The 23,801-nt window shown below is 73.6% G+C and carries 24 protein-coding genes; 14 read left to right on the top strand and 10 right to left on the bottom strand.

From position 1 onward, the window contains the following. The first annotated feature begins 118 nt into the window (after positions 1–118). From IE258_RS32060 to IE258_RS32050, 3 genes are all read left to right on the top strand, one after another. Positions 119–739: an L-threonylcarbamoyladenylate synthase gene (locus tag IE258_RS32060; RefSeq protein ID WP_164459475.1), complete on the top strand. Its 621-nt coding sequence runs from the start codon at positions 119–121 to the stop codon at positions 737–739. A gap of 48 nt (positions 740–787) precedes the next feature. Continuing rightward, positions 788–1,543 carry a dienelactone hydrolase family protein gene (locus IE258_RS32055; protein ID WP_189749226.1) on the top strand — a complete coding sequence of 252 codons (756 nt, stop codon included), beginning with the start codon at positions 788–790 and terminating at the stop codon, positions 1,541–1,543. Between the two features lie 93 nt (positions 1,544–1,636). Beyond that, positions 1,637–3,139 (top strand): metallophosphoesterase family protein, encoded by a 1,503-nt coding sequence (locus tag IE258_RS32050; RefSeq protein WP_189749225.1) that lies wholly within the window; start codon positions 1,637–1,639, stop codon positions 3,137–3,139. A gap of 31 nt (positions 3,140–3,170) precedes the next feature. Here the strand turns inward: IE258_RS32050 and IE258_RS32045 are convergent, their stop codons facing one another. Continuing rightward, a complete protein-coding gene (locus tag IE258_RS32045; protein WP_229892533.1) occupies positions 3,171–4,193 on the bottom strand; it encodes a TauD/TfdA dioxygenase family protein in 1,023 nt (340 codons plus the stop codon). A gap of 112 nt (positions 4,194–4,305) precedes the next feature. Here IE258_RS32045 and IE258_RS32040 point away from each other — a divergent pair, with 112 nt between their 5' ends. Both IE258_RS32040 and IE258_RS32035 read left to right on the top strand, forming a co-directional pair. Next, complete coding sequence (locus tag IE258_RS32040; protein WP_189749224.1) at positions 4,306–5,136, top strand: aldo/keto reductase; 831 nt, start codon at positions 4,306–4,308, stop codon at positions 5,134–5,136. 53 nt (positions 5,137–5,189) lie between these two features. Continuing rightward, complete coding sequence (locus IE258_RS32035; protein ID WP_189749223.1) at positions 5,190–5,834, top strand: DNA polymerase ligase N-terminal domain-containing protein; 645 nt, start codon at positions 5,190–5,192, stop codon at positions 5,832–5,834. A 48-nt stretch (positions 5,835–5,882) separates the two neighbouring features. On the opposite strand, the gene IE258_RS32030 is transcribed toward IE258_RS32035, so the two are convergent. The 4 genes from IE258_RS32030 to IE258_RS32015 all read right to left on the bottom strand — a co-directional run bounded on the left by IE258_RS32030 (position 5,883) and on the right by IE258_RS32015 (position 10,018). After that, positions 5,883–8,255 carry a SpoIIE family protein phosphatase gene (locus tag IE258_RS32030; RefSeq protein ID WP_189749222.1) on the bottom strand — a complete coding sequence of 791 codons (2,373 nt, stop codon included), beginning with the start codon at positions 8,253–8,255 and terminating at the stop codon, positions 5,883–5,885. Positions 8,256–8,316: 61 nt separating this feature from the next. After that, positions 8,317–8,784 (bottom strand): peroxiredoxin, encoded by a 468-nt coding sequence (locus IE258_RS32025; RefSeq protein ID WP_189749221.1) that lies wholly within the window; start codon positions 8,782–8,784, stop codon positions 8,317–8,319. Next, entirely contained in the window at positions 8,781–9,161 is a 381-nt protein-coding gene (locus IE258_RS32020; protein ID WP_189749220.1) for a DoxX family protein, read from the bottom strand. Before IE258_RS32020 ends, IE258_RS32025 begins: the two co-directional genes overlap by 4 nt. A gap of 32 nt (positions 9,162–9,193) precedes the next feature. After that, positions 9,194–10,018, bottom strand: a complete 825-nt coding sequence (locus IE258_RS32015; RefSeq protein WP_229892532.1) for an AraC family transcriptional regulator — start codon at positions 10,016–10,018, stop codon at positions 9,194–9,196. A 54-nt stretch (positions 10,019–10,072) separates the two neighbouring features. Between IE258_RS32015 and IE258_RS32010 the strand changes: the two genes are divergently transcribed. Further along, positions 10,073–11,269: an MFS transporter gene (locus tag IE258_RS32010; RefSeq protein WP_189749219.1), complete on the top strand. Its 1,197-nt coding sequence runs from the start codon at positions 10,073–10,075 to the stop codon at positions 11,267–11,269. 325 nt (positions 11,270–11,594) lie between these two features. On the opposite strand, the gene IE258_RS32005 is transcribed toward IE258_RS32010, so the two are convergent. Then, positions 11,595–12,251, bottom strand: coding sequence for a TetR/AcrR family transcriptional regulator (locus tag IE258_RS32005; RefSeq protein ID WP_189749218.1), 657 nt, complete (start codon positions 12,249–12,251; stop codon positions 11,595–11,597). A 245-nt stretch (positions 12,252–12,496) separates the two neighbouring features. Here IE258_RS32005 and IE258_RS32000 point away from each other — a divergent pair, with 245 nt between their 5' ends. The 4 genes from IE258_RS32000 (at position 12,497) to hemC (ending at position 16,945) form a co-directional block, all read left to right on the top strand. Continuing rightward, the gene (locus IE258_RS32000) at positions 12,497–13,951 is read left to right on the top strand and encodes an MFS transporter (protein WP_189749217.1); all 1,455 of its coding nucleotides are present in this window, start codon (positions 12,497–12,499) and stop codon (positions 13,949–13,951) included. Between the two features lie 96 nt (positions 13,952–14,047). Next, positions 14,048–15,028, top strand: a complete 981-nt coding sequence (gene ligD, locus IE258_RS31995) for a non-homologous end-joining DNA ligase (RefSeq protein ID WP_189749216.1) — start codon at positions 14,048–14,050, stop codon at positions 15,026–15,028. Between the two features lie 140 nt (positions 15,029–15,168). Further along, complete coding sequence (locus tag IE258_RS31990; RefSeq protein ID WP_189749215.1) at positions 15,169–15,945, top strand: NPP1 family protein; 777 nt, start codon at positions 15,169–15,171, stop codon at positions 15,943–15,945. A gap of 64 nt (positions 15,946–16,009) precedes the next feature. Beyond that, positions 16,010–16,945, top strand: coding sequence for a hydroxymethylbilane synthase (gene hemC, locus IE258_RS31985; protein WP_189749214.1), 936 nt, complete (start codon positions 16,010–16,012; stop codon positions 16,943–16,945). Between the two features lie 35 nt (positions 16,946–16,980). Here the strand turns inward: hemC and IE258_RS31980 are convergent, their stop codons facing one another. After that, entirely contained in the window at positions 16,981–17,505 is a 525-nt protein-coding gene (locus IE258_RS31980; RefSeq protein WP_159330185.1) for a hypothetical protein, read from the bottom strand. A gap of 302 nt (positions 17,506–17,807) precedes the next feature. On the opposite strand from IE258_RS31980, the gene IE258_RS31975 reads away from it, so the two are divergent. Next, positions 17,808–18,599, top strand: coding sequence for a SigB/SigF/SigG family RNA polymerase sigma factor (locus IE258_RS31975; RefSeq protein ID WP_127895698.1), 792 nt, complete (start codon positions 17,808–17,810; stop codon positions 18,597–18,599). Here IE258_RS31975 and IE258_RS31970 read toward each other — a convergent pair. Continuing rightward, the gene (locus IE258_RS31970; RefSeq protein WP_189749413.1) at positions 18,547–18,933 is read right to left on the bottom strand and encodes an ANTAR domain-containing protein; all 387 of its coding nucleotides are present in this window, start codon (positions 18,931–18,933) and stop codon (positions 18,547–18,549) included. The two genes, IE258_RS31975 and IE258_RS31970, sit on opposite strands and share 53 nt — an antisense overlap. A 182-nt stretch (positions 18,934–19,115) precedes the next feature. Between IE258_RS31970 and IE258_RS31965 the strand changes: the two genes are divergently transcribed. Then, positions 19,116–19,919 carry a VOC family protein gene (locus IE258_RS31965; protein ID WP_189749213.1) on the top strand — a complete coding sequence of 268 codons (804 nt, stop codon included), beginning with the start codon at positions 19,116–19,118 and terminating at the stop codon, positions 19,917–19,919. Positions 19,920–19,929: 10 nt separating this feature from the next. Here the strand turns inward: IE258_RS31965 and glgX are convergent, their stop codons facing one another. Continuing rightward, positions 19,930–22,077 carry a glycogen debranching protein GlgX gene (glgX, locus tag IE258_RS31960; protein ID WP_189749212.1) on the bottom strand — a complete coding sequence of 716 codons (2,148 nt, stop codon included), beginning with the start codon at positions 22,075–22,077 and terminating at the stop codon, positions 19,930–19,932. Next, a complete protein-coding gene (locus tag IE258_RS31955; RefSeq protein ID WP_159330191.1) occupies positions 22,074–22,589 on the bottom strand; it encodes a pep a2 in 516 nt (171 codons plus the stop codon). Before IE258_RS31955 ends, glgX begins: the two co-directional genes overlap by 4 nt. Before the next feature lie 292 nt (positions 22,590–22,881). Between IE258_RS31955 and IE258_RS31950 the strand changes: the two genes are divergently transcribed. Further along, on the top strand, positions 22,882–23,154 hold the full coding sequence (locus tag IE258_RS31950) for a DUF5133 domain-containing protein (protein WP_189749211.1): 273 nt from the start codon (positions 22,882–22,884) through the stop codon (positions 23,152–23,154). A 61-nt stretch (positions 23,155–23,215) separates the two neighbouring features. After that, positions 23,216–23,801 (top strand): maltotransferase domain-containing protein (locus IE258_RS31945; protein ID WP_189749210.1); only part of this gene is annotated, 586 nt, incomplete at its 3' end.

Below are 23,801 nucleotides of genomic sequence, written 5' to 3'. Positions count from 1 at the left end.
CCGGCCCAGGTCGGGGACGTTACCGCATGGCACTGTGCGCCGGCCCCCCATCGGCGTCGGCGACCGGGCCGCGCCGGGCCTGTCGGGCAGGGCGGGCGAGCGGGCATAAGCTCGGTGAATGGCGAAGTACTTCGACGTGCACCCCGACAACCCCCAGCCGCGCAGCATCGCCCAGGTCGCCGACAGCGTCCGCTCCGGCGCGCTGATCGCGTATCCGACGGACTCCTGCTACGCACTGGGCTGCCGGCTGGGCAGCCGCGACGGCATCGACCGCATCCGGTCGATCCGTCACCTGGACAACCGGCACCACTTCACCCTCGTCTGCCAGGACTTCGCGCAGCTCGGGCAGTTCGTGCAGATCGACAACGACGTGTTCCGGGCGATCAAGGCGTCGACGCCCGGCAGCTACACCTTCATCCTGCCTGCCACCAGGGAGGTGCCGCGCGCGCTCCAGCACCCGAAGAAGAAGACCGTGGGCGTGCGCATCCCCGACCACGTCGTCACCCAGGCACTCCTCGCCGAGCTGGGCGAACCGCTGCTGTCCAGCACGCTGTTGCTGCCCGACGAGGAGGAGCCGATGACCCAGGGCTGGGAGATCAAGGACCGGCTCGACCACGTACTGGACGCGGTCGTCGACTCCGGGGACTGCGGCACCGAACCGACCACGGTCGTCGACTTCTCCGGCGGCGAGGCGGAGATCGTACGGCGGGGCGCGGGCGACACCACCCGGTTCGAATAGCGGACCGTCCGACCGGCCGCAGCACCCGAGAGAGGCAGACCACACCCGATGACCCCCACCGTGGGAACCGCCGTCGACGTCCCCACCGACGACGGCACCGCCGACGCCTACCTGACCCACCCTGCCGACGGCGGACCGCACCCCGCCGTCCTGCTGTACATGGACGCCTTCGGGGTTCGCCCGTCCCTGCGGGCGATGGCCGACCGGCTGGCCGGTGCCGGGTACACCGTCCTGGTGCCCAACGTCTTCCACCGCAGCGGACGGGCGCCCGTCGTGGAGTTGCCCGGGTTCATCGACCCGGGGGCACGGCCGGAGATCTTCCAGCAACTCGGTCCGGTCATGCGGTCGCTGACCCCGGACCGGGCGATGCGGGACGCCGACGCCTGGCTGCGGTGGCTGGCCGGCCTCCCGGCGGCGACCGACGGCCCGGCCGCGCTCGTGGGCTACTGCATGGGCGCCGGGCTCGCCCTGCGTACCGCCGGCACGTTCCCGGACCGGGTGGCCGCGGTGGCCGGGTTCCACGGCGCGAACCTGGCGACGGACGGGCCGGACAGCCCGCACCTGGTGGCCGGGGACATCACCGCCGAGGCGTACTTCGCCCACGCGGACCAGGACCCGGGCATGGACGCCGAGCAGCAGGAGCGCCTGGATGCGGCCCTGACGGCGGCCGGGGTACGGCACCGGTGCGAGGTCTACGCCGGTGCCCGTCACGGCTACACGCAGGCCGACACCGCGGCCTACGACGCGGAGGCGACCGAGCGGCACTGGGCGGCCCTGCTCGACCTGCTGCGCCGGACGTTCTGACGCCTGGACGCACCCGAAAGCGCCCGTCCGGGGCCGCAGTTGACGCGCCTCCCCGCGTCGGGCCCCGGGTGAGGGCGTTGTTACCGTGCCCGGGTGTCCAAATCCTCACGCGATTCCGCCGAAGGCGCCGGCTGGGGCTCCGCCGAACCCGGCGCCTACCGGACGCTCATGCCCGTGCGCACCGAGAAGCTGTCCTGGCTCAGCCCGAGTACGCTGTGGGCCGCCCGCAACGGCGTGCTGGCCTCCTGGTTCGGTGACCCCACCGGCCGCACCCGCTCCCGCTGGGTGGCGCAGCGCGCGGCGGCCGGGGCGCCGGCCGACAAGGTGATCGTGCGCGACGATCCCGACCGGTTCTCGTTCCTTATCGTCGGTGACACGGGAGAGGGCGACGATCCCCAGTACGCCGTCGTGCCGGGGCTGTTGAAGGCGGGCCGGGACACCCGGTTCGCGGTCCTCGCGAGCGATGTGATCTATCCGGTGGGCAGTGCCGACGACTACGGCACGAAGTTCTTCCGTCCCTACCGCGACTACCGGGCGCCCATTTACGCGATACCGGGCAACCACGACTGGTACGAGGACCTCGGCGCCTTCATGCGCGTCTTCTGCGACGACGCCGAGCCCCTGCCGCCGCAGCCCGCACCGCGCATGTTCTCCCGCGCCCGGCTGCGGTCCCTGTTGTGGCACCGGCCGCGCCCGGACGACGGCCGGCACCTGGACGAGGCGCGCAAGCTGCGTTCGGCGCCCGACCAGCAGGCCGTCCAGCCCGGGCCGTACTGGGCCGTCGACGCCGGTCCGGTGCGGATCGTCGGCATCGACACGGGACTGCTGGGCACCGTCGACGCCGAGCAGGGCGCCTGGCTGCGCGAGGTGTCGGCGGGAGACCGGCCGAAGATCCTCGTCACCGGCTCGCCCCTGTACGTCGACGGCGAGCACCACCCGTGCGCCATCGAGGGCGGCGGCACGGTCGACGACATCGTGCGCGACCCCGCCCACCACTACGTCGCGGCGATCGGCGGCGACATCCACAACTACCAGCGCTATCCGGTCGACGTGGACGGCCGCACCGTGCAGTACGTCGTGGCGGGCGGCGGGGGTGCGTTCATGCACGCCACCCACACCATCCCGCGCGTCTCGGTGGCCGGTGTGACCGAGGACGACTTCCGCTCCTACCCGCTGCGCGGCGACTCGCTCGCCTTCTACAGCGCGCTGTACGGCCGCCGGCTGCGGCTGCGGCGGCTGTTCACCCTCACGGAGGCCGAGGCGACGGCCGTGATCGCCGAACGCCTCGGCATCCGCACCGGCCGCGCCCCGGGCGGCGACGCCCGGGTCACCGCGCGCACCCGGATCGTCGCTGGTCTGCTCGGCACCGCGCGGCGGCCCGAACGCCGCAAGCGGTTCCGGCTGCCGGTGCGCAAGCTCTACACGTCGGTGTTCTCGCCGGGTTCGGCGACGTACAGCCCGCCCTTCTTCAAGTGCTTCCTGCGCCTGGACGTGACGCCGGAAGCGGTCCGGCTGCGCTGTTACGCGGCCACCGGCAACCGGGCCCAGGAGGAGGACCCGCCGGTCGAGGACGAGGTGACGATCCCGCTCCGGTGAGCGCCCCGGCCCTCCTCGCCGGGGTCCTGCCTCACCAGCGGCCCACCTCGCTGCCGACGAGGGGCTCGGACGGGGTGCCGTCGACCCCCACCGGTACCTCGCCGGTGAGCATCACCCGGTGCATGGTCCGGGGGTGGTCGAGGTGCGCGTGGTCGCCGGGGGCGAGGTGGACGGTGGCGCGGTTGTCCCAGAAGGCGACGCTGCCGGGCTCCCAGCGGAAGCGGACGGTGTACTCGGGGCGGGTGGCCTGCTCGACGAGGAGTTCCAGGATCGCCGCGCTCTCGGGGCGGGAGAGCCCGGTGATCTGTTCGACGTAGTAGCCGTTGACGAACAGCACCCGCTCCCCCGTCTCCGGGTGGACCCGGACCAGCGGGTGCACGGTCGCGGTCTGGTGGTCCAGGAGGTGCCGGACGTAGGCGTCGTCGCCGGGCCGGGGCTGGTAGCCGACGCCGAGGCGGTGTTCGGCGCGCAGTGTGCCGACGAAGGCGCGCAGCGGGGCGGACAGCCCGGCGTAGGCGGCGGCCAGGTTCGCCCAGGTGGTGTCGCCGCCGTAGGGGGGCACCGTCTCGGCGCGCAGGATCGTCGCCGCCGGCGGGTCGACGCGGGCGCCGTGGTCGCAGTGCCAGCCGCGCAGCAGCGTGTGGCGCCGGCGCCGCAGCCACTCGTCGTGCTCCATCCCGAACCGGCCGCCCAGTTCCAGCCGGTCGGCGGTCGTCTCGATCTCCGGGAAGCCGGCCGGGGACGCCTTGCCGCGCCGGGGCAGGACGACCGGCTCGCCGAAGAGGCGGGCGAACGCGACGTGTCCGGCGTGGTCGAGGCGCTGGTCGCGGAAGAACACCACCTTCCAGCGCAGTACCGCCGCGCGCACCGCCGCGACCTGCGCGGCGTCGAGGCCCGCCGCGAGGTCGACACCGTGGATCTCGGCGCCGATGTGCCCGGCGACGGGCCGCACCTCGATGCCCGCCGCCGCGGCGGTGCGTTCCGCCGTGTCGTGCGCCCCCGCCCCGCCGGTCGTCGTGTCCGTTGCCGTGTCGTTCGCGCTCCGGGTCGTCATGCGCAGATCGTGGCAGACCCTCCGCCGCGCCGTCCGGTTGATCACCCGACCCGCCGTGGGCGACGCTGGGCGGGCGGCACACCGCCGCGCACAGTCGAGGGAAGGTCCCACGGTGATCAGCATCCCGGCGTACACACTCAACGACGGCTCCACGCTCCCCGCCCTGGGCCTGGGCACCTGGCCGATGCGGGACGACGAGGCCGAGCGGGCGGTCCGCGAGGCCGTCGAGGCGGGGTACCGCCTGATCGACACGGCGACGAACTACCGCAACGAGACCGGCGTCGGCCGCGGGATCGCCTCGGCCGGTCTCCCCCGCGAGGAGATCGTCGTGACGACCAAGCTGCCCGGCCGGCACCACGGCTACGAGGAGACGCTCGCCTCGTTCGAGGAGTCCCGCGCGCGGCTCGGGGTGGAGTACGTCGACCTGTACCTGATCCACTGGCCGCTGCCGCGGGTGGACAAGTACGTCGACTCCTGGAAGGCCATGGTCAAGCTCCGCGAGGAGGGCCTCGTGCGGTCGGTGGGCGTCTCCAACTTCACGGCGGAGCACATCGAGCGGCTGGAGAAGGAGACGGGTGTCCTGCCGTCCGTCAACCAGATCGAGCTGCACCCGCTGTTCCCCCAGGACGAGCTGCGCGCCTACCACGAGCACAAGGGCATCCGCACCGAGAGCTGGAGCCCGCTGGGCCGGGGCAGCGACCTGCTCGGCGATCCCGCCGTCGCCGCGGTCGCCGAGGCGCACGGCGTGACCCCCGCCCAGGCGGTCCTGCGCTGGCACACCCAGCTGGGCGCGGTACCGATCCCGAAGTCCGCCGACCCGGCGCGGCAGCGGGCGAACCTGGACGTCTTCGGCTTCGAGCTGGACGCCGGCCAGCTGCGCGCGGTGGCGGACCGCGCCCACCGGCGGATCGGCGGCGACCCGGAGGTGCACGAGGAGTTCTGAGCGGGGTACCCGGCCCCGGCGGGGACCCAGGGTTTCGCGGGAAGGAGTGCCAGGTGGACGGCGAGGGCGGCGATGGGCTGCGGGACTACCACGGCAAACGGGACTTCGGCCGGACCGGCGAGCCCGCGGGACGACAGGCGCCGGGCGACGGCGGCGCCGACGGTGAGGGCGGGGCGCCCCGCTTCGTCGTGCAGATCCACGACGCGAGCACCCTGCACTTCGACTTCCGGCTCCAGGTGGCCGACGTGCTGAAGTCCTGGTCGGTGCCGAAGGGACCGTCCGCGGACCCGAGCGACAAGCGGCTCGCGGTGCCGACGGAGGACCACCCGCTGGAGTACGAGGAGTTCGAGGGCGTGATCCCGGCGGGTGAGTACGGGGGCGGCACGGTCATCGTGTGGGACCACGGCACCTACGAGCCGCTGAGCCACGACCGCCGGGGCCGGCCGGTCGACTTCGCCGAGTCGCTGGCGCACGGACACGCGAGGTTCCGGCTGCACGGCGCGAAGCTGCACGGCGAGTACGCGCTGACCCGGTTCCGCGGCGGCCCGGACGGCGGCGCCGCCGCGGACGCGGCGTGGCTGCTGGTCAAGACGGCCGGCGGCGGACGCGGGCACGGCACCCCGGACCCCCGGCGGGCCCGGTCCGCGCGCACCGGCCGCACGCTGGCGCGGGTGGCGGCGGAGGAGAGCGAGGCGTAGCGGCCCCCGGCGCAGGGGCCGTGCGGGGGCAGGGGCCGTGCGGCCGGTTCACTGGACGGGCAGCGCCTGTTCGGCCCAGATGGTCTTGCCGGTGTCCGTCTGGCGGCTGCCCCAGCGCTGGGTGAGCTGGGCGACCAGGAGCAGGCCCCGGCCGCCCTCGTCGAAGGCGTGGGCGCGGCGCAGGTGCGGCGAGGTGGAGCTGGCGTCGGACACCTCGCAGATGAGCGCCGTGTGGCGGATGAGGCGCAACTGGATGGGCGGCTCGCCGTACCGGATCGCGTTGGTGACCAGTTCGCTGACGACGAGTTCGGTGACGAAGGCCGTCTCGTCCAGCCCCCACGCCGTCAGCTGTTCGCCGACCGACCGCCTGGTGGCCGCCACCCCGGCGGGGTCCGGAGGGACGTCCCAGGTGCGTACCCGGTCCTCGCCCAGCGCCCGGGTGCGGGCCAGCAGCAGGGCGACGTCGTCGCCGGGCTCCTCGGGCAGCACGGCCTTGAGGACGCCGTCGCACAGCGCGTCCAGGGAGGTGGCGGGCGCGGTGAGCGCCCGGCGCAGTTCGGCGGTGGCGTGGTCGACGTCCCGGTCCCGGTCCTCGACGAGTCCGTCGGTGTAGAGGGCGACGACGGAGCCCTCCGGCAGCTCCAGCTCCGTCGCCTCGAAGGGCAGTCCGCCGACGCCGAGCGGCGGACCGGCGGTCATGGCGACGAGGCGGGTGGTGCCGTCGGGGAGGAGGAGTGCGGGGGCGGGGTGACCGGCGGCGGCCAGGGCCAGTCGGCGGGAGACGGGGTCGTACACGGCGTACAGGCAGGTGGCGCCCAGTTCGGCGATCTCCGCCTCGCCGCCGTCGTTCGCGCCGCCGGCCGCGAGGTGGGTGACGAGGTCGTCGAGGTGGGTGAGGAGCTCGTCCGGGGGCAGATCGACGTCGGCGAGGGTGCGGACGGCCGTGCACAGGCGGCCCATGGTCGCCGTGGACGGGATGCCGTGGCCCACGACGTCGCCGACGACGAGGCCGACGCGGGTGCCGGAGAGCGGGATGACGTCGAACCAGTCGCCGCCGATGCCCGCCGCGGACGCGGAGGGGAGGTAGCGGTGGGCCACCTCGACCGCGGCCTGTCCGGGCAGGCCCCTGGGGAGCAGGCTGTGCTGGATCGCCAGGGCGGTGGAGCGCTCGCGCGCGAAACGGCGGGCGTTGTCCACCGACACGGCGGCCCGGGAGACCAGTTCCTCGGCCAGTACGGCGTCCTCCGCGGCGTACGGCTCCCGGGGCGCGGTCCGGGCGGCGAGCGCGACGCCCAGGGTGGTGCCGCGGGCGCGCAGCGGGACGGACAGGGTCGAGCAGACCGCTTCGCGGAACGGGCGGTTGTGCGGGGCCTCGGCCTCGCGGATCCTCATCCACCGGTCGAACTCCGGGTCGCCGGGGCCGCTGAGGACGACGCGGCCCTCCAGCATCGCGCGGGCGGGTGGGCTGTCGGACGGGTGGACCTCATGCCCGCCGAGGTGCACGGCGGGGGTGGGGAATCCCTCGGTGGCGGAGGCGTGGGCCACCCGGCGCAGTTCACCGGTCCCGGGCGGGACGGCGAGGGGCTCGTCGGCGCCGAGCACCCAGTCGAGCAGGTCGACGCTGGCGAAACCGGCGAACCGGGGCACGAGGAGCCCGACGAGTTCCTCGGCGGTACGGACCACGTCGAGGGTGCTGCCGACGGCGCCGGCCGCGTTCAGCAGGGCCAGCCGCTCCCGGGCCCGGTGCTGTTCGGTGCTCTCCAGCGCCGCCATGGCGACGGCGACGAGGGTGCCGGACGCGTCGTGGACCGGCCAGATCTCCACGGTCCAGGCGTGCAGGCAGCTGCCGGTGGGCGCGGGCGCGTAGCTCTCGTACTGGACGGGCTGCCCCCGGTCGGCGACGACCCGCAGGTGGTGCAGGAAGCTCCGCGCGTCGCCCTCGAAGTCGGCCAGCGTGTCGGACAGGCCGCGGCCGAGCAGTTCCTCCGCGGGCCTGCCCAGCATCCGGCACGCGGTGTCGTTGACGTGCACGAAGCGCAGCTCGGGGTCGAGGACGGACATGGACAGGGACGCCTGCCGTACGGCGTCGTCGATCAGGTCGGGAGCCGGGCCGCCGGGTGCTTCGGCGGTCGCCAGGTAGCCGCTGGGAGCGTCGTCGGCGCCCCGCAGGGGGCTGACCCGCAGCCTGAGACCGACCGTGTGGCCGTCCCGGTGGCGGACCACGACGGTGCCGGACAGAACGGGGCCGGCCGGGTCGGTGCGGGACAGCGGGCGGGTGGGTGCGCCCCGCGCGAGCAGGTCCCGCGCGGGGCGCCCCACGACCTCCTCGGCCGTGTGTCCGGTGAGCCGCCGCGCGCCGTCGCTCCAGCCCGTCACCAGTCCGCGGGCGTCGACGGTCATCGCGGCGGAGGAATCCTCCATGCCGTCCAGGATCATCCCAGGACGATGCGGTATCAACCGGGGCGGGTCGCGGGTGGTCCCGTCACCGTCGGTGAGCGCGGAGCGCGGCGAGGGCGCGGTCGGCGTGCGTGTTCATCCTCAGTTCGCTGCGGACGATCTCCAGCAGGGTGCGGTCCTGCCCGATGACGAAGGTGACCCGCTTGGTGGGAGCCAGGCTGAAGCCCCGCTTCACCCCGAACCGCTCGCGGACCGTGCCGTCGGTGTCGGACAGCAGCGGCATGCCCAGGGTGTGGCGACCGGCGAACTCCTGCTGGCGTTCGACGGCGTCGCCGCTGACGCCGACGGGGCGGGCGCCGACCGCGGCGAACTCGGCGGCGAGGTCGCGGAAGTGACATGCCTCCGCGGTGCAGCCGGTGGTCAGGGCGGCGGGATAGAAGAACAGGACGACGGGGCCGTCGGCGAGCAGTTCGGACAGGCGGCGCGGGGTGCCGGTCTCGTCCGGCAGCGTGAAGTCCTCGACGGTGTCGCCCACGGCGGGGAGGGCGCTCATGACCGGCTGCCGCTGCTCTGGGCGACGGCACGGGCCCACAGCACGAGCGGCACCTGCACGGGCAGCCGTCCGAGGGCCGCGGCCCGCTGCGGGGCGGGGCGGTGCCGCCAGTCCCAGGCCATCTTGACGTTGGCCGGGAACACCCCGACGAAGAAGGCCGCGGCGCTCAGCGCGGCGGCCTTGCGGGTGCGCGGCACGGCGAGCCCGGCGGCCAGCGCGAGTTCGGCGACGCCGCTGGCGTACGTCCAGGCCCGGGGGGTGCCCGGCAGGGAGCGCGGGACGGTGGCGTCGAAGGGGCGGGGCTGGGCGAAATGGGCGACGCCCGCGGCGGCCAGCAGGCCGGCGAGCAGCAGGGGTGAGCGTTCGGACCGTGGCACGGTTCCTCCTCATGGGGGCCTGGCGCGCGATATTACTCGACGGTAGGAACCGGGGGGTGGGCGGTTCCCGGACGGCGGTTGTGGGTGCCGGGCGTACAGCCGAACGCACGCCGGAAGACCTCGATGAACGCGCTGGCGGAGGACCAGCCGCAGCGGTGGGCGACGGTGGTGACGGGCAGGTCGTCGGCGAGCATGCGCAGGGCGTGGTAGAGGCGGGACTGGGTGCGCCACTGGGGGAAGGTCATGCCGAACTCGCGGCGGAAGAGCCTGCTGAGGGTGCGTTCCGCGGCGCCGGTGGCGGCGCCGAGGGCGGCAAGCGTGCGGGTGTCCGCGGGGTCGGCGTGGACCAGCGCGCACACCTCGGCCAGCCGGGGGTCCCTGGGGGTGGGCAGGCGCAGGGGCTCTTGCGGCGAGGCGCGCAACTGGTCGCACAGCACGGCCAGGAGGCGGCCGCGTTCCGGGCTCGTGTCGCTGGGGTCGAGGGTGTAGGCGACGATCAGTTCGCGCAGCAGCGGGCCGACGGCGAGGACGGCCGGACTGTCCAGGCCGAGCGGGTTGGCGTCGGCGGGCAGGCCGACCAGGTGCAGGTCGAGGCGGCCGTGGGCGCGGTGGGCGTGCACGGTGCCGGCCGGGATCCAGATGGCACGCGTCCCCGGCGCGAACCAGGTTCCGGACTCGGTGGTGACGGCCACGACGCCGGACCCGGCGTGGACGATCTGGTGCTCGTCGTGCCGGTGGGCGTCGATCCGCTGCCCGGCGTCCAGCCGCTGGGCGCGGGTCGGGGCGACCGGGGTGTGGCGGATGTCCGGTTGACGGATGCCCGATTGGCCGGCGTTCGAGTGGCGGATGTTCGACACAATTCGGCAGGTTATCGAAAGCGGGCCAGGCCCGGTGCGCGTGACGATCGACGGGTGACCCTCACCCACGACCGGCCCCTCGTCCTGCTGTCCTTCGGCCACGCCTGCGTCGACGTCTACCAGGGCGCCGTGGCCGCCCTGGTGCCGTACTTCGTCGCCGAACGGGCGTACGGCTACGCCGCCGCCTCGGGCGTCGTCCTCGCCGCCTCGTTGCTGTCGTCGCTGGTACAGCCGCTGTTCGGGGCCCTCACCGACCGGTGGGCGCTGCCGTGGCTGCTGCCGTTGAGCACGCTGACCGCCGGAGCGGGCGTCGCCCTCGGGGGCGTCACCGACTCCTACTCGCTCACCCTCACGGCCGTCGCGGTGAGCGGTGTGGGGATCGCCGCCTACCACCCGGAGGCGGCGCGGGCGGCGCGGGCGGCAGCACGGGGGAGCCATACGGCGATGGGGTGGTTCTCCCTGGGCGGCAACGTCGGCTTCGCGCTGGCGCCGCCGCTGGTGTGGGCCGTCGTCGGGGGCGGGGGTCTCGGCGCGTCGTGGCTGCTGGCGCTGCCCGCGGTGGCGGGGGCCGCGCTGTGCGGGGTGGCGGTGCATGCGGCCGGGAGGGCGCGTGCGGCGGGCGGCCGTACGGCGGTGGCGGCGGGGACCGACGACTGGGCGTCCTTCCTGCGGCTCACCGGCGCCGTCGTGTGCCGTTCCGTCGTGTTCGTCGGCCTGAGCACGTTCGTGGCGCTGTACGTGCGGGAGCGGGTGGGCGGTGGCGTCGCGGCGGGGACGGCGGCGCTGTTCGTGCTCTATCTGGGCGGCGCGGTGGGCACGGTCGCCGGGGGCCGGCTCGCGGACCGGTACGGGCGGCTGAAGGTGGTGCGGCGGTCGTACGTCCTGACGGTCCTCGCGGTGGCCGGGGTCGTGCTCGTGCCCGGTCCCGCGGTGTACCTGTTCGTCGCCCTGACGTCGGCGGGGCTGTACGTGCCGTTCTCCCTGCACATCACGCTGGGCCAGGACTACCTGCCGCGCCGGGTGGGGACGGCGAGCGGGGTGACGCTGGGGCTGGCGGTGAGCGTCGGCGGGCTCGCCGCCCCGGCGCTGGGCGCACTGGCCGACGCGTCCTCGCTGCGGACAGCCCTGCTGCCGCTGGTGGCGCTGCCCGCCGTGGGGAGGCTGCTCCTGTGCGGCCTGCGCGAACCGGCCCCGCCTCCGGCGCTACCCGCCCTCGGGTCACGGACGGCACGCGACGCCGACGCGCGGTGAGCGACGCCGACGCGCGACGCGGTCGACCGACCGACCCGCCCCCGCAGCCCGCACCCACAGCCGCGAACCCCGGTGCTCCCTGCACGGCAGCCAGTCGGGCCGGGCGCGGTCCGCCATCCCGGTCACCACGCCCCCCGTCACCCGGGTCGACCCGCGCCGGGGCGCCGTGGAGGAGAGCGTTTCCACCGGCGCCAACCCGAACCACGTGGAGATCGCCGACGGCACCGCCTAGGTGGTCGACAGGTCGGGGGCCGGCGCCGCCGAGGACGCCGTGACCCGGATCCGCCTCGCCCGCTGACCTCGCCCCTTCAGCTGCCGGCGCCCGTCACTCCCCACCCCGGGGTGTGACGGGCGCCAGCCACATGCCCACGATCGCGTCGACGAGGCCGTCGGCCGCGTCCTGCCAGCTGGCCCGCGGGGTGGGCCGGTTCTCGGCCAGGGCCCGCTCGCGCTCCTCCGCGGTGTGCACGATGAGGTGACGGGCCATGTCGCCCCGCTCCGCGCGGACCTCGTCCGGCAGCGCGGGCATGCACCGGTTGCGCCCCTCGATGATCGCCCGCAGGGACAGGGACGCCCGGGACTCCTCGGTCAGGATCTGCCGCAGCGCCGGGTCGGTCATGACCTGGGCGCAGAACCGCGCGTACCAGGTGGGGCTGCCCAGCGCCGCCAGGTGGTCGAACTGGGGCCGGACCAGGCAGTCCACCCAGTCGCGCAGGTCGGGCGAGTCGCCGAGGGCGGCGAGCTGCCGGGCGCGCAGTTCCTCGACGCGTGCCGAGTGGCGCTGCGCGATGGCCCGGACGAGGTCCGTCTTGGTGCCGAAGTGGTAGCCGACCGCGGCGTTGTTGCCCTGCCCGGCGGCCTCGCTGACCTGACGGTTGGAGACCGCGTACACCCCGTGCTCGGCGAACAGCCGCTCAGCGGTGGTCAGGATCAGCTGCCGGGTCGCGCTGACCTGTTCCGTCCGGACCGCCCTGCCCGCCATGATCACCACCGCGCCGGGACTTTCTCCGTACCGCCCGCGACGGCCAGTCCCTCGAGTCGTCGCAGGTCCGCCGAGGTGCGGCGGGTTCTTCCGAAAGCCTACGGCGCGGCGGCGCGGGGTCGCCGCCCGGCCCGGACGGGCGTTCGCACGCCACACCCCGTAGGATACTTCAAGCGACTGACTTAAAGGTTCGCGTTCCGGTTTCCGGCACCCGTCGCAAGACTCCTCGCTCGAAAGGCTCCTCCATGCCCGCTTCCCCCGCCTCACCACGGCCGAACGCCGTGGTGGCGGTACTGGCCCTGGCCGGGATCGTCGTCGCGCTGATGCAGACCCTGGTCATCCCGATCATCCCGGAGCTGCCGAAGCTCCTGGACGCGTCGGCCTCGGACGCGGCCTGGGCGGTGACCGCCACGCTGCTCGCCTCCGCGGTGGCCACTCCGGTCGTCGGCCGGCTCGGCGACATGTTCGGCAAGCGGCGGATGCTGCTGCTCAGCCTGGTGCTGCTGATCGCCGGTTCCGCGGTCTGCGGACTGAGCGACGCGCTGGTCCCGATGGTCGCCGGACGCGCCCTGCAGGGCCTGTCCGCCGCCGTGATCCCGCTCGGCATCAGCATCATGCGCGACGAACTGCCGGTCGAACGGCTGGCCGGCGCCACCGCGGTGATGAGCGCCTCCCTCGGAGTCGGCGGCGCGCTCGGCCTGCCCGCCGCCGCGCTGATCGCGGACAAGCTCGACTGGCACATGCTGTTCTGGCTCTCCGGCGCGCTCGGCGTGGTGTCCCTGGTGCTCGTACTGACGCTGGTGCCCGAGTCGGCGGTGCGCACCGGCGGCCGCTTCGACGTGCTCGGCGGCATCGGCATGGCCGCCGGTCTCGCCAGCCTGCTGCTGGCCATCTCGAAGGGCGGCGACTGGGGCTGGTCCTCGGGCACCACCCTCGGTCTGTTCGCGGCGGCCGTGGTGATCCTGCTGGTGTGGGGCTGGTGGGAGCTGCACACCCCGGAGCCCCTGGTGGACCTGCGCACCACCGCCCGCCGACAGGTGCTCTTCACCAACCTGGCGTCCGTCGCCATCGGCTTCTCGATGTTCGCGATGTCCCTGGTCCTTCCGCAGCTGCTGCAGTTGCCCGAGGCCACCGGTTACGGACTCGGCCGCTCGCTGCTGACCACGGGTCTGGTGATGGCGCCGTCCGGCCTGGTGATGATGGCGTTCGCACCGGTCTCCGCGAAGGTCTCCAAGTCCCGGGGTCCGAAGGTGACGCTGATGATCGGCGCCCTGATCGTGGCGGCCGGCTACGGCCTGAACATTGTGCTGATGGCCGAGGTCTGGCACCTGGTCCTGATCTCCTGCGTGATCAGCGCGGGTATCGGCTTCGCCTACGGCGCCATGCCGTCGCTGATCATGGGCGCGGTGCCGCCGAGCGAGACGGCCGCCGCGAACAGCCTCAACACCCTGATGCGGTCGCTCGGCACGTCGGTCGCCAGTGCCATAGCCGGTGTGATCCTGGCCCAGCTGACCATCGACCTCGGCGGCTTCGCCCTGCCGTCCGAGAACGCGTTCAAGGTGGTCATGGCCATCGGCGCCGGCGCGGCCCTGCTGGCCTTCGCCATCGCGTCCTTCGTCCCCCGGCACCGCCCGGCCGAGCCGGTCGCCGGCCCGGCGCCGGCCGACGGTGCCGCGACGGAGCCTGCCCCGGTGCGCTGACCGCGACGGCGCCGGACCCGCCCGGGACCGGCGCCGTTCAGGCGAACCTGGCGGGCAACGCGCGTGACGGCGCCCGGGCGGGTCGAGTACTGACCCGTGGAGCTGCCGCTGATCCCCCCGATGCTGGCCACCCCGGGCGCCCTGCCGCCCGCCGGGCAGGACGCGCGCTGGGCCTACGAGACCAAGCAGGACGGGCAGCGCGTGGTGGTCTACCTGCCGGGCGACGGGAGCGTCCTGCTGCGGGCCCGCTCCGGCCAGGACATCACCGCCGCCTATCCGGAGCTGGCGCCGCTCGCCACCGCGCTCGGCGAGACCCCCGCCGTACTGGACGGCGAGGTGCTGGCCCTGGACGAACGGGGCCGTGCCGACTTCCAGTTGCTCCAGTCCCGGATGGGTCTGGCACACGCCCCCGGCCGGGCCGCGCACCGGGCGGCGAAGGCCCCCGTCCACCTGGTGCTGTTCGACGCCCTCCACCTGGCCGGACGTTCCCTGCTGCGCCTGCCCTACACCGCCCGCCGGGAGCGGCTGACGGACCTCGCTCCGAACGGGCCGTCGTGGTCGACCCCGGCCGCGCTGGTCGGACACGGCGAACAGGCCCTGCGGGCCACCCGCGAGCACGGCCTGGAGGGGCTGGTGTGCAAGCGGCTGGACTCGGTGTACGAACCCGGTGTCCGCTCCCGGGCCTGGATCAAGATCCGCAACATGCGCAGCGAGGACGTCGTGGTCGGCGGCTGGCTGCCCGGCAAGGGACGGCTCGGCGGCCTGCCCGGGGCGGTCCTGGTCGGCCAGCGCGCCGCGGGCCGGCTGCGCTACGTCGGCGGGGTGGGCACCGGCTGGAGCGCGGGTGAGCGCGCGGAGCTGGCCGCGCTGCTGGCCGCCGCCGCGACGGACGTCTGCCCCTTCGACCCGGTGCCGCGGGTGCCGGGGGCGCGCTGGGTGGTGCCCCGGCTGGTCGGCGAGGTCCGCTACAGCACGCGCACCCGGGAGGGCATGCTGCGCCAGCCGTCCTGGCTCCGGCTCCGCCCGGACCTGGCGCCCGAGGAGTCGGCCGCGGACCTCCCGGACGACCTGGTGTGAGGTGTGACGCCGGGGCAGGTGTTGGGCTGCCCTTCACCGCGGTGACGTCTGTGCGCCCTTGGCGCGGGAGGAGAAAGAGGGGAACCTTAACTCCCCTTCCCCCCACAGCCGTTGGGCTGCGCCAGCCCGAGGAGGACGCGATGTCCCCGCGTACCACCGCGACGTCCCGCCGCAGATGGCTCACCGTACCGCTCGGTGCCCTCGCCCTCGTCGTCGCCTTTCCCGCCACCGCCTTCGCCGCCCCGCCGCCGGGGCTGCCCGGCAACGCCGACGGCCTGGAGCGCGCGTACCAGCCCGCCTACGACTACGACACCGACGGCTGCTATCCCACCCCGGCCATCGGCGCCGACGGAGCGGTCAACGGCGGGCTGAACCCGACCGGCGCCCTCAACGGCAACTGCCGCGACGCCTCGGACCTGGACAACACCAACGGCTACGCGCGCGCCAAGTGCGACGGCGACTGGTGCGCCTACATGTACGGCCTCTACTTCGAGAAGGACCAGGCCCTGCCGGGCACGAGTCTGGGCGGCCACCGGCACGACTGGGAGCACGTGGTGGTGTGGGTGCGCGACGGCACCGTGCAGTACGTGTCCACGTCCAACCACGGCTCGTTCAGCGTGCACGAGCGCTCCACCGTCCGCTTCGACGGCACCCACCCGAAGATCGTCTACCACAAGGACGGCATCAGCACGCACTGCTTCCGCCTGGCGACCTCGGGCGACGAGCCGCCGGAGAACCACGAGGGAACCTGGCAGTACCCGACCCTGGTGGGCTGGAACGGCTATCCGGCGGGCCTGCGCGACAAGCTGAGCGCCTACGACTTCGGCAGCGCCAACTTCGGCCTGAAGGACGGCAGTTTCGCCTCCCACCTGGACGCCGCCAAGCCCGCCGGCATCACCTTCGACCCGAACGCCTGACGCGAGAGGGCGGGCCGGGACCGGTCGGGTGAAGCGGGCGCCCCGGGGGCACTATCGTGTCCGCATGTCCGCCCCCGAACTGATCCGCATCGTCTCCCGCGACTCCCCCATGGCGCTCGCTCAGGTCGAGCGCGTACGGGCCGGGTTGACGGCCCTCCACCCCGGCGTGCGCACCGAGGTCGTCCCGGTGAAGACCACCGGTGACAAGTGGCTCGGTGATCTTTCGCAGGTGGAGGGCAAGGGCGCCTTCACCAAGGAGGTCGACGCCGCTCTGCTGTCGGGCGAGGCCGATCTCGCGGTGCACTGCGTCAAGGACGTGCCCGCCGACCGGCCGCTGCCCGCCGGTACGGTGTTCGCCGCGTTCCTGGAGCGGGACGACGTGCGGGACGCGCTGGTCCACCCGGACGGCCTCACCCTGGACGAGCTGCCCGACGGTGCGCGCGTGGGCACGTCCTCGGTGCGCCGGGTCGCCCAGCTCGCCGCCACCCACCCGCACCTGCGGTGCGTGCCGTTCCGCGGCAACGCCAACCGGCGGCTGGCGAAGCTCGCCGCGGGCGAGGCGGACGCGCTGCTGCTCGCGGTCTCCGGTCTGGAGCGCATCGGCCGCGGTGACGTGATCAGCGAGGTCCTCTCCCCCGAGGCGATGATGCCGCCGATCGGCGCGGGCATCCTCGCGCTGCAGTGCCGGGAGGGCGACGGCGCCCTGATCGACGCGGTGAGCGGCCTCGGCCACGCCGCGACGCACCGGGAGGCGACGGCCGAGCGGATGTTCCTGCACGTCCTGCAGGGTCACTGCAACAGCCCGATCGCCGGATACGCCCACGTGGAGCGGAGCGGCGAACTCTCCCTGCGCGCTTGCGTGTTCACCCCGGACGGCAAGGTACGGCTGAACGCCCACGAGTGGGCCGGCCGACTCGACCCGGCGACGCTGGGCACCTCGGTCGCGGTGGCCCTGCTGCGGCAGGGCGCCCGGGAGATCATCGACGGCATCGCGCACTAGCCGGGTCCGGTCGGCCCGGGGGACCGCCCGGCGGGTCAGGCCGAGCCGTCCTCCGACTGGCCCCGCAGGAAGGCGCTCACCTGGTGGGCGAGGCCGTCGTCGCGTACCGCGCCGCACGGGGTGGCGCCGGCGCCGTCGGGCAGCCCGAGGGCGCCGCTCCACAGCCTGCGCTCGGCCCACTCCTCGTCCACCCGCAGCTGCACCTGGACGTCCACCTGGCTCAGGCTCGCCTCCGGCCCGGCCGCGTAGAGCACGGCCGTGGCTCGGCGCAGCGGGTAGACGTCGAAGCCCTCGACGAACTGGGAGTTGCGCCAGTCGAGGAAGGCACTCTCCCCGTCGGGTCCGATCCGCACGTCGATCTGGCCGTCCTCCAGATGGATGCCGAGGTGCCGCCCGCCCCGGTTCTCGACGGTCACCCGGATCCGGAAGTACGTCAGCCCCTCGGCGGCGTCGTCACGGCCACGCGGCGGCTCGGCCGGCTCAAGACGGTGGACGCGGACCCGCAGGCCGGCGTGCTCGTCGTACTCCTGCCAGTCCCCGACCACGTTCGGCTCGTACACGGTGCCCCTCTCGACCTCTCGACGCTGCTTCCTATCCGTACGCTCAGCGCACTGTCAAATGAGCGGAATGCGCTGTGGCCAGGGGCTTCGTCCCGTTTGATCGGTGATCAAGCGTTGCCCAGGGACGATCCACCCGCACCGGTCCGCACGATCACCGGGAGCGTGCCGCACATCACGTCCCGCGACCGGGCGGCCGTCCGGTCACCGGTGTGCGGCCGTTCGAGTGGCCGTTCGGGGCATTCGCGCTCAGTATCCATATATACGAGGACTTGCCAGCACCCCTGCTGAGGGAGGTGCGCGTGATGCGTGTCGCCGGTCGAACCCAGCCCCACCCGCACGACGACGCTCCCGACACGGCCGCGGCGTTCGAACGGCTCGCCGGGCTGCCCGAGGGACCGGAGCGCAAGGCGCTGCGGGACGAACTGATCCGGGTCTGGCTGCCCATGGCGGAGCGGATCGCCGTCCGCTTCCGCGGCCGCGGCGAGAACCTGGAGGACCTCTATCAGGTGGCGGCCCTCGGCCTGGTCAAGGCCGTCGACCACTACGACCCCGAGCGCGGCCACGCCTTCGAGGCGTACGCGGTGCCGACCGTGACCGGCGAGATCAAACGGCACTTCCGCGACCACATGTGGACGCTGCACGTGCCGCGCCGCATCCAGGACCTGCGCAACCGGGTCCGCAGGTCGGCGAAGGAGCTGGCGCAGACCACGCCGGGGCGCGCGCCGACCGTCGAGGAGATCGCCGAGCACGCGCAGCTGACCACGGTCGAGGTGCGCACCGGAATGGAGGCCCTGGAGTGCTTCACCGCCCTGTCCCTGGAGGCGGAGATGCCCGGCACCGACGGGTACGCCCTCGGCGACGCGCTGGGCGGCCCCGACCCCGCCTTCGACGCGGTCGTCGACCGGGTGGCCGTGCGGCCCTGTCTGGAGGCGCTGCCCGAGCGCGAGCGCACCATCCTCTACCTGCGCTTCTTCGGAGGGATGACGCAGAGCCGCATCGCCCAGCAGCTGGGCATCTCCCAGATGCACGTCTCCCGGCTGCTCACCGGCTGTTTCGACCGGATACGCGAGGAGATCCTGGCGGAGGCCCGCTGAGCGCGGGTCCGCCGCACACGGGCCGCCCCAGACGGTCCTCCAGGGCGGTCAGGATCTCCGGCGGCATCACTCCGGTGCGCCCCCAGATGAGTATCGTTTCCGCCACATTGCGGAGTTTGATGTTCGTATGCTGGGAAACTTCCTTCAGGACGATCCACCCCTCGTCCGGCGTCACCCCGCCGAGCGCGATGACCACGCCGATCGCCTGATCGACGACGGTGTGCGAGACGACGGCCTCCTTGAGCTGCCGGACCTGCTCCTGCAGCCGGAAGATCTGGTCCGAGTCGGAATCGGGGTCCGGCCCCGGGGCCGGGGCCGCGTCGATGGGGGGCATGGTCACCTCCGGGTCTCCATCCTCGGCAGCCGCGCGCTGACGCGCCACTGGGCCGTCCGGGGCGGGTGCGCCACCGTTTCGGCGCCCTGTGCGGGGTACTCGCCAGGCGCCCGCCGCACTCCCGGCCGGACACTGGTGTGGAGCCGGTGGCTGCCGGTGGACGAGACCAGGACAAGACTGCCATGAACCACGACACGACCTCCTCCACCCGCGGGGAGAGCCTCCTGTCCACGCACTCCGTGTACGGGGCCCCCTGCTGGGTGAGTCTCACCAGCCGTGATCTCGAGGCCACCGAGGCGTTCTACTCCGCCGTGCTGGGCTGGCAGTGGCGGCCCGCCCGGCTGGGCGAACCCTTCCGGATCGCCCTGGCCGACGGGGTGCCGGTCGCCGGGATCGCCGCCGTCGCCGCGATGTGGCAGATGGCGGTGGCCTGGACGCCGTACTTCGCCGTGCGCAGCGCGGACGAGGCCGTGTCGCGGGCGCAGGAGCGCGGCGGCACCGCGGCGGTCGGGCCGATCTCCCTGCCGCCGGGCCGGGCGGCCCTGCTCGCCGACCGGGACGGCGCCACGTTCGGCATCTGGGAGGGCGAGCTGTTCTCGGACTGGGACGCCTGGCGCACCAAGCGTCCCGCCTTCATCCGGCTGCACACCCGCGACGCCTTCGACGCCGCGATCTTCTACGGCGAGATCTTCGAGTGGGCGTCGGGGCAGGGCTGCTGCGAGGTCCGGTACGAGGGCGACGAGGTGGTCCTGCGCCACGAGGGCGAGGTCGTGGCCCGCATCGAGTCGGGAGCGCTCGGCGCGGCCCCCGACCCGGCCGTCCGGCCGCACTGGCAGATCCACTTCGCGGTCGAGGACGTCGCCGCCTGCGCCCGCACCGCCGAGCGGCACGGCGGCAGCGTGCTCTCCCTGGGCGCGGACGAGGCGGTGCTCCGGGACGCCGACGGCGCGCAGTTCACGGTGACCGCGCGCCGCCTCGGCAGCTGACCTCACCGGTTCACCGGTCGGCGCGGGAGGGCCGGGAGAGCAGCACGAGACTGCGCTGCTCGACGGTCAGCCGGGTGCCCGCCTTGTGCTCGGCCTCGTCGGGGACGCCGTCCGGGTCGGCGGTGTCGACCAGCGCCGTCCAGCGTTCGCCGTAGGCCGCGTCGGGCAGCCGGAAGACCGCCGGCTCCCAGTGGCTGTTGAGCAGCAGCAGGAAGGAGTCGTCGACGACGGGCCGGCCGCGGGGGTCGGGTTCGGCGATGGCGTCCCCGTTGAGGAAGACGCCGACGGTGTGCGCGTCGGAGCGCTGCCAGTCGTCGTCCGTCATCTCCCGCGCGTCGGGCAGCAGCCACACCAGGTCGGGCAGCGGCTGGCCGGCGTGGGTGAGGGTCTCCCCCCGGAAGAAGCGGCGCCGGCGCAGCACCGGGTGGTCGGCGCGCAGCGCGATCAGACGCCGGGCGAAGTCCAGCAGCGCACGCTGCTCGTCGTCGAGCCGCCAGTCGATCCAGGAGATCTCGTTGTCCTGGCAGTAGGCGTTGTTGTTGCCGCGCTGGGTGCGGCCCAGTTCGTCGCCGTGGCAGATCATCGGGATGCCCTGCGAGAGCAGGAGCGTGGCCAGGAAGTTGCGCTGCTGGCGACCGCGCAGCTCCCGGACGGCCGGGTCCCGGGTCTCGCCCTCGACGCCGCAGTTCCAGGACCGGTTGTGGCTCTCGCCGTCCCGGTTGTCCTCGCCGTTGGCCTCGTTGTGCTTGTCGTTGTACGACACGAGGTCGCGCAGCGTGAACCCGTCGTGCGCGGTGACGAAGTTGACGCTGGCGCGGGGGCGGCGGCGGCTGTGCTGGTACAGGTCGGAGGAGCCGGTCAGCCGGGAGGCGAACTCGCCGAGCGAGTGGTCCTCCGCACGCCAGAAGTCCCGTACGGCGTCGCGGTACTTGCCGTTCCACTCCGACCACAGCTGCGGGAAGTTGCCCACCTGGTAGCCGCCCTCGCCGACGTCCCAGGGCTCGGCGATCAGCTTGACCCGGCTGATCACCGGGTCCTGCTGGATGAGGTCGAAGAACGCGGACAGCCGGTCCACCTCGTGGAACTGCCGGGCCAGGGTGGCCGCGAGGTCGAAGCGGAACCCGTCGATGTGCATCTCGGTGACCCAGTACCGCAGCGAGTCCATGATGAGCTGGAGCACGTAGGGGTGGCGCATCAGCAGGCTGTTGCCGGTGCCGGTGGTGTCGTAGTAGTGCTGCCAGTCGCCGTCCACCAGGCGGTAGTACGAGGCGTTGTCGATACCGCGGAAGGAGAGGGTGGGGCCCTTCTCGTTGCCCTCGGCGGTGTGGTTGTAGACCACGTCGAGGATGACTTCGAGGCCGGCCTCGTGCAGGGTCTTGACCATCGACTTGAACTCGCTGACCTGCTGGCCGCGGGTGCCGAGGGCGGCGTAGCCGTTGTGGGGCGCGAAGAAGCCGATGGTGTTGTAGCCCCAGTAGTTGGCGAGTCCCCTGTCCTGGAGCACTCCGTCGTGGACGAACTGGTGCACCGGCATCAGTTCCACGGCCGTCACGCCGAGGGACGTCAGGTGCTCCACGACCGCCGGGTGCGCGAGGCCCGCGTAGGTGCCGCGCAGTTCCTCGGGCACGCCGGGGTGGGTGCGGCTGAGTCCGCGGACGTGGGCCTCGTAGACGACGCTCTCCGAGTACGGGCGCCGGGGCGGGCGGTCGTCGCCCCAGTCGAAGAAGGGGTCGGTGACCACGCCGAGCATGGTGTGCCCGGCGCTGTCGCCCGGATCGGCCCTGCCCCTGGCACGCTCGAAGAGGGAGGCGTGGTTGTCCACCAGACCGTCCACGGCGCGGGTGTAGGGGTCGAGGAGCAGCTTCGCCGGGTTGCAGCGGTGGCCGACGGCCGGGGCCCACGGGCCGTGGACCCGGTAGCCGTAGCGCTGGCCCGGGCCGACGCCGGGCAGGTAGCAGTGCCAGACGAAGCCGTCGACGTCGGGCAGCGGGATGCTGCTGTGGTTGCCGTCGTCGTCGACGAGCACCAGGTCGACCCGCTCGGCCACCTCGCTGAACAGGGCGAAGTTGGTGCCCTGTCCGTCGTACGACGCCCCCAGGGGGTAGGGGTGCCCGCTCCACACGGGCGACCCCTTCCAGTTCGGCCTGGCGCGGGTCACCGGGCCTCCTCCAGAACGCCGTCTCGGGTACGTGCCCACCCGGCGACCCGGGCCACCGGCATGATCTCTCTCGGCACTTCCAGCCCCTCCTGGGTGATCGGCTCGGGCGACCGCTCCACCAGCGGGACGCGTTCGCCGGCGCGGGCACGGCGCGAGAACCAGATGACCTTCGCCCCGGTGTCGGTGGCGCAGCAGCCCCAGCCGTCGCTGTTGGCGGCGAGGTGCTGCAGACAGGTGCGCAGGTCCTGGTCGACCCGGAGCGCCTGGTCGTTGCCCCCCACGGCCGTGATGAGGTGCTGGCGGTTCCACCACATCTCGATCGACGTGTTCTTGTCGCTCGCGTGTTCGTCGATCGCCCGGAGCAGCATCTCGGCGCCCGAGCAGACGGGTTCGACGAGGTTCTCCAGGTTCCAGAACCGGAGGTGAGCGGCCAGGATGCGCCTGACCTGTCCGACCCGTTCCGGGCTCACTTCCACGTCGAGGTGGTAGTAGCAGGGCACTGCGGTCTTCATCGTCGTGGCTCCTCACCGCGAAGGCTCTCGCTCCTCCTCGTCCCTTGGGGGACGGGCTCCCCGATCACGAAGCGTGAGCGCTGATCGCTTCTGAGTCACTCCAGAGTGGGAGCGGTAGCCCATTCGTGCAACACGAGCAGCTCGGGGCCGGAATACGGGCCGGAACGGGTGACGCAAAGCAGTTGAAGATCCAACAAGACGGGGCGTGACCGTCCATGCACCATGTGTGAAGAACTCGACCGTCCAGAACCCGATCGTCCGTACCACCGGACCGTCCGGAAGGTGACCGGCCATGCTGCTCCCCGCGAAGAGCGAAGTCGCCCGGCAGCTGCGGCATTACCGCGCCTGGGAACGCTCGATGCTGGCGTCCCCCACGGACGTCACCGTCCGGACCACCTTCGAGGACTCCGGCTACACCCTCTGTGTGCTGATGGGAAAGCGGTGCGCACGCGAGGCCGCGGACGCCGCCGAGAGGTACCTGCGGACCAGCCTGGTCACCCATGCGCAGGAGCAGCCGGAGCGGCTCGCCCCGTCGGCGCACAAGGCCCCCTCGGGCGCGGCGTGACCCGATCGGCCCAACCCAATCGGCCGGGCGCGCGCCCGGCCCCGAGCACGGCGGAGGTGAGATGCGGATGAGCGCGACCGCGGGGATCGGACGTATCCCGGTCCGGGACGTCCAGCCGGTGGTGGAGCACGGCAGGCGTCCGGCGAAGGCGGTGACGGGAGAGACGTTCGAGGTCACCGCCACCGTGTTCCGGGAGGGGCACGACGCGGTGGCCGCCAACGTCGTGCTGAAGGACCCCGAGGGCCGGCCGGGTCCCTGGACGCCGATGCGGGAGCTGGCCCCGGGCAGCGACCGCTGGGGCGCCGAGGTCACCCCGGACGCACCGGGCGACTGGACGTACCGGGTGGAGGCGTGGAGCGACCCCGTCGCCACCTGGCGGCACACCGCGCGGATCAAGGTCCCGGCCGGCATCGACGCCGGCCTCGTGCTCGAGGAGGGGGCCGAGCTGTACCGGCGGGCCGCCGCGGGGATGCCCCAGGAGGCGGGGCGTGCGGTGCTGCTGGCCGCCGCGACGACCCTGCTCGACGACACGCTGCCGGTGGCCACCCGACTGGCGGCGGCGTTGACGCCCGAGGTGGACGCGGTCCTGGCCCGCCACCCCCTGCGGGACCTGGTCACCTCCTCCGAGCCGCTGCCCCTGCTCGTCG

Origin of the sequence: Streptomyces tendae (assembly GCF_014650435.1) — a bacterium.
GTDB lineage: Bacteria > Actinomycetota > Actinomycetes > Streptomycetales > Streptomycetaceae > Streptomyces > Streptomyces tendae.
Note: the sequence above shows the minus strand (reverse complement) of the source record. Positions and strands in the feature narration are given on the sequence as shown.

Excerpts from the sequence above, each read along its gene's own strand:
- IE258_RS32025 (WP_189749221.1), bottom strand. The coding sequence starts at position 8,784 with ATGAGCGCCCTCCCCGCCGTGGGCGACACCGTCGAGGACTTCACGCTG.
- IE258_RS31950 (WP_189749211.1), top strand. The coding sequence starts at position 22,882 with ATGCTGCTCCCCGCGAAGAGCGAAGTCGCCCGGCAGCTGCGGCATTAC.
- IE258_RS32000 (WP_189749217.1), top strand. The coding sequence starts at position 12,497 with ATGCCCGCTTCCCCCGCCTCACCACGGCCGAACGCCGTGGTGGCGGTA.
- IE258_RS32045 (WP_229892533.1), bottom strand. The coding sequence starts at position 4,193 with ATGACGACCCGGAGCGCGAACGACACGGCAACGGACACGACGACCGGC.
- IE258_RS31975 (WP_127895698.1), top strand. The coding sequence starts at position 17,808 with ATGCGTGTCGCCGGTCGAACCCAGCCCCACCCGCACGACGACGCTCCC.
- IE258_RS32005 (WP_189749218.1), bottom strand. The coding sequence starts at position 12,251 with ATGGCGGGCAGGGCGGTCCGGACGGAACAGGTCAGCGCGACCCGGCAG.
- IE258_RS31965 (WP_189749213.1), top strand. The coding sequence starts at position 19,116 with ATGAACCACGACACGACCTCCTCCACCCGCGGGGAGAGCCTCCTGTCC.
- IE258_RS32055 (WP_189749226.1), top strand. The coding sequence starts at position 788 with ATGACCCCCACCGTGGGAACCGCCGTCGACGTCCCCACCGACGACGGC.
- IE258_RS32030 (WP_189749222.1), bottom strand. The coding sequence starts at position 8,255 with ATGGAGGATTCCTCCGCCGCGATGACCGTCGACGCCCGCGGACTGGTG.
- IE258_RS31955 (WP_159330191.1), bottom strand. The coding sequence starts at position 22,589 with ATGAAGACCGCAGTGCCCTGCTACTACCACCTCGACGTGGAAGTGAGC.
- IE258_RS31970 (WP_189749413.1), bottom strand. The coding sequence starts at position 18,933 with ATGCCCCCCATCGACGCGGCCCCGGCCCCGGGGCCGGACCCCGATTCC.
- IE258_RS31990 (WP_189749215.1), top strand. The coding sequence starts at position 15,169 with ATGTCCCCGCGTACCACCGCGACGTCCCGCCGCAGATGGCTCACCGTA.
- IE258_RS32060 (WP_164459475.1), top strand. The coding sequence starts at position 119 with ATGGCGAAGTACTTCGACGTGCACCCCGACAACCCCCAGCCGCGCAGC.
- hemC (WP_189749214.1), top strand. The coding sequence starts at position 16,010 with ATGTCCGCCCCCGAACTGATCCGCATCGTCTCCCGCGACTCCCCCATG.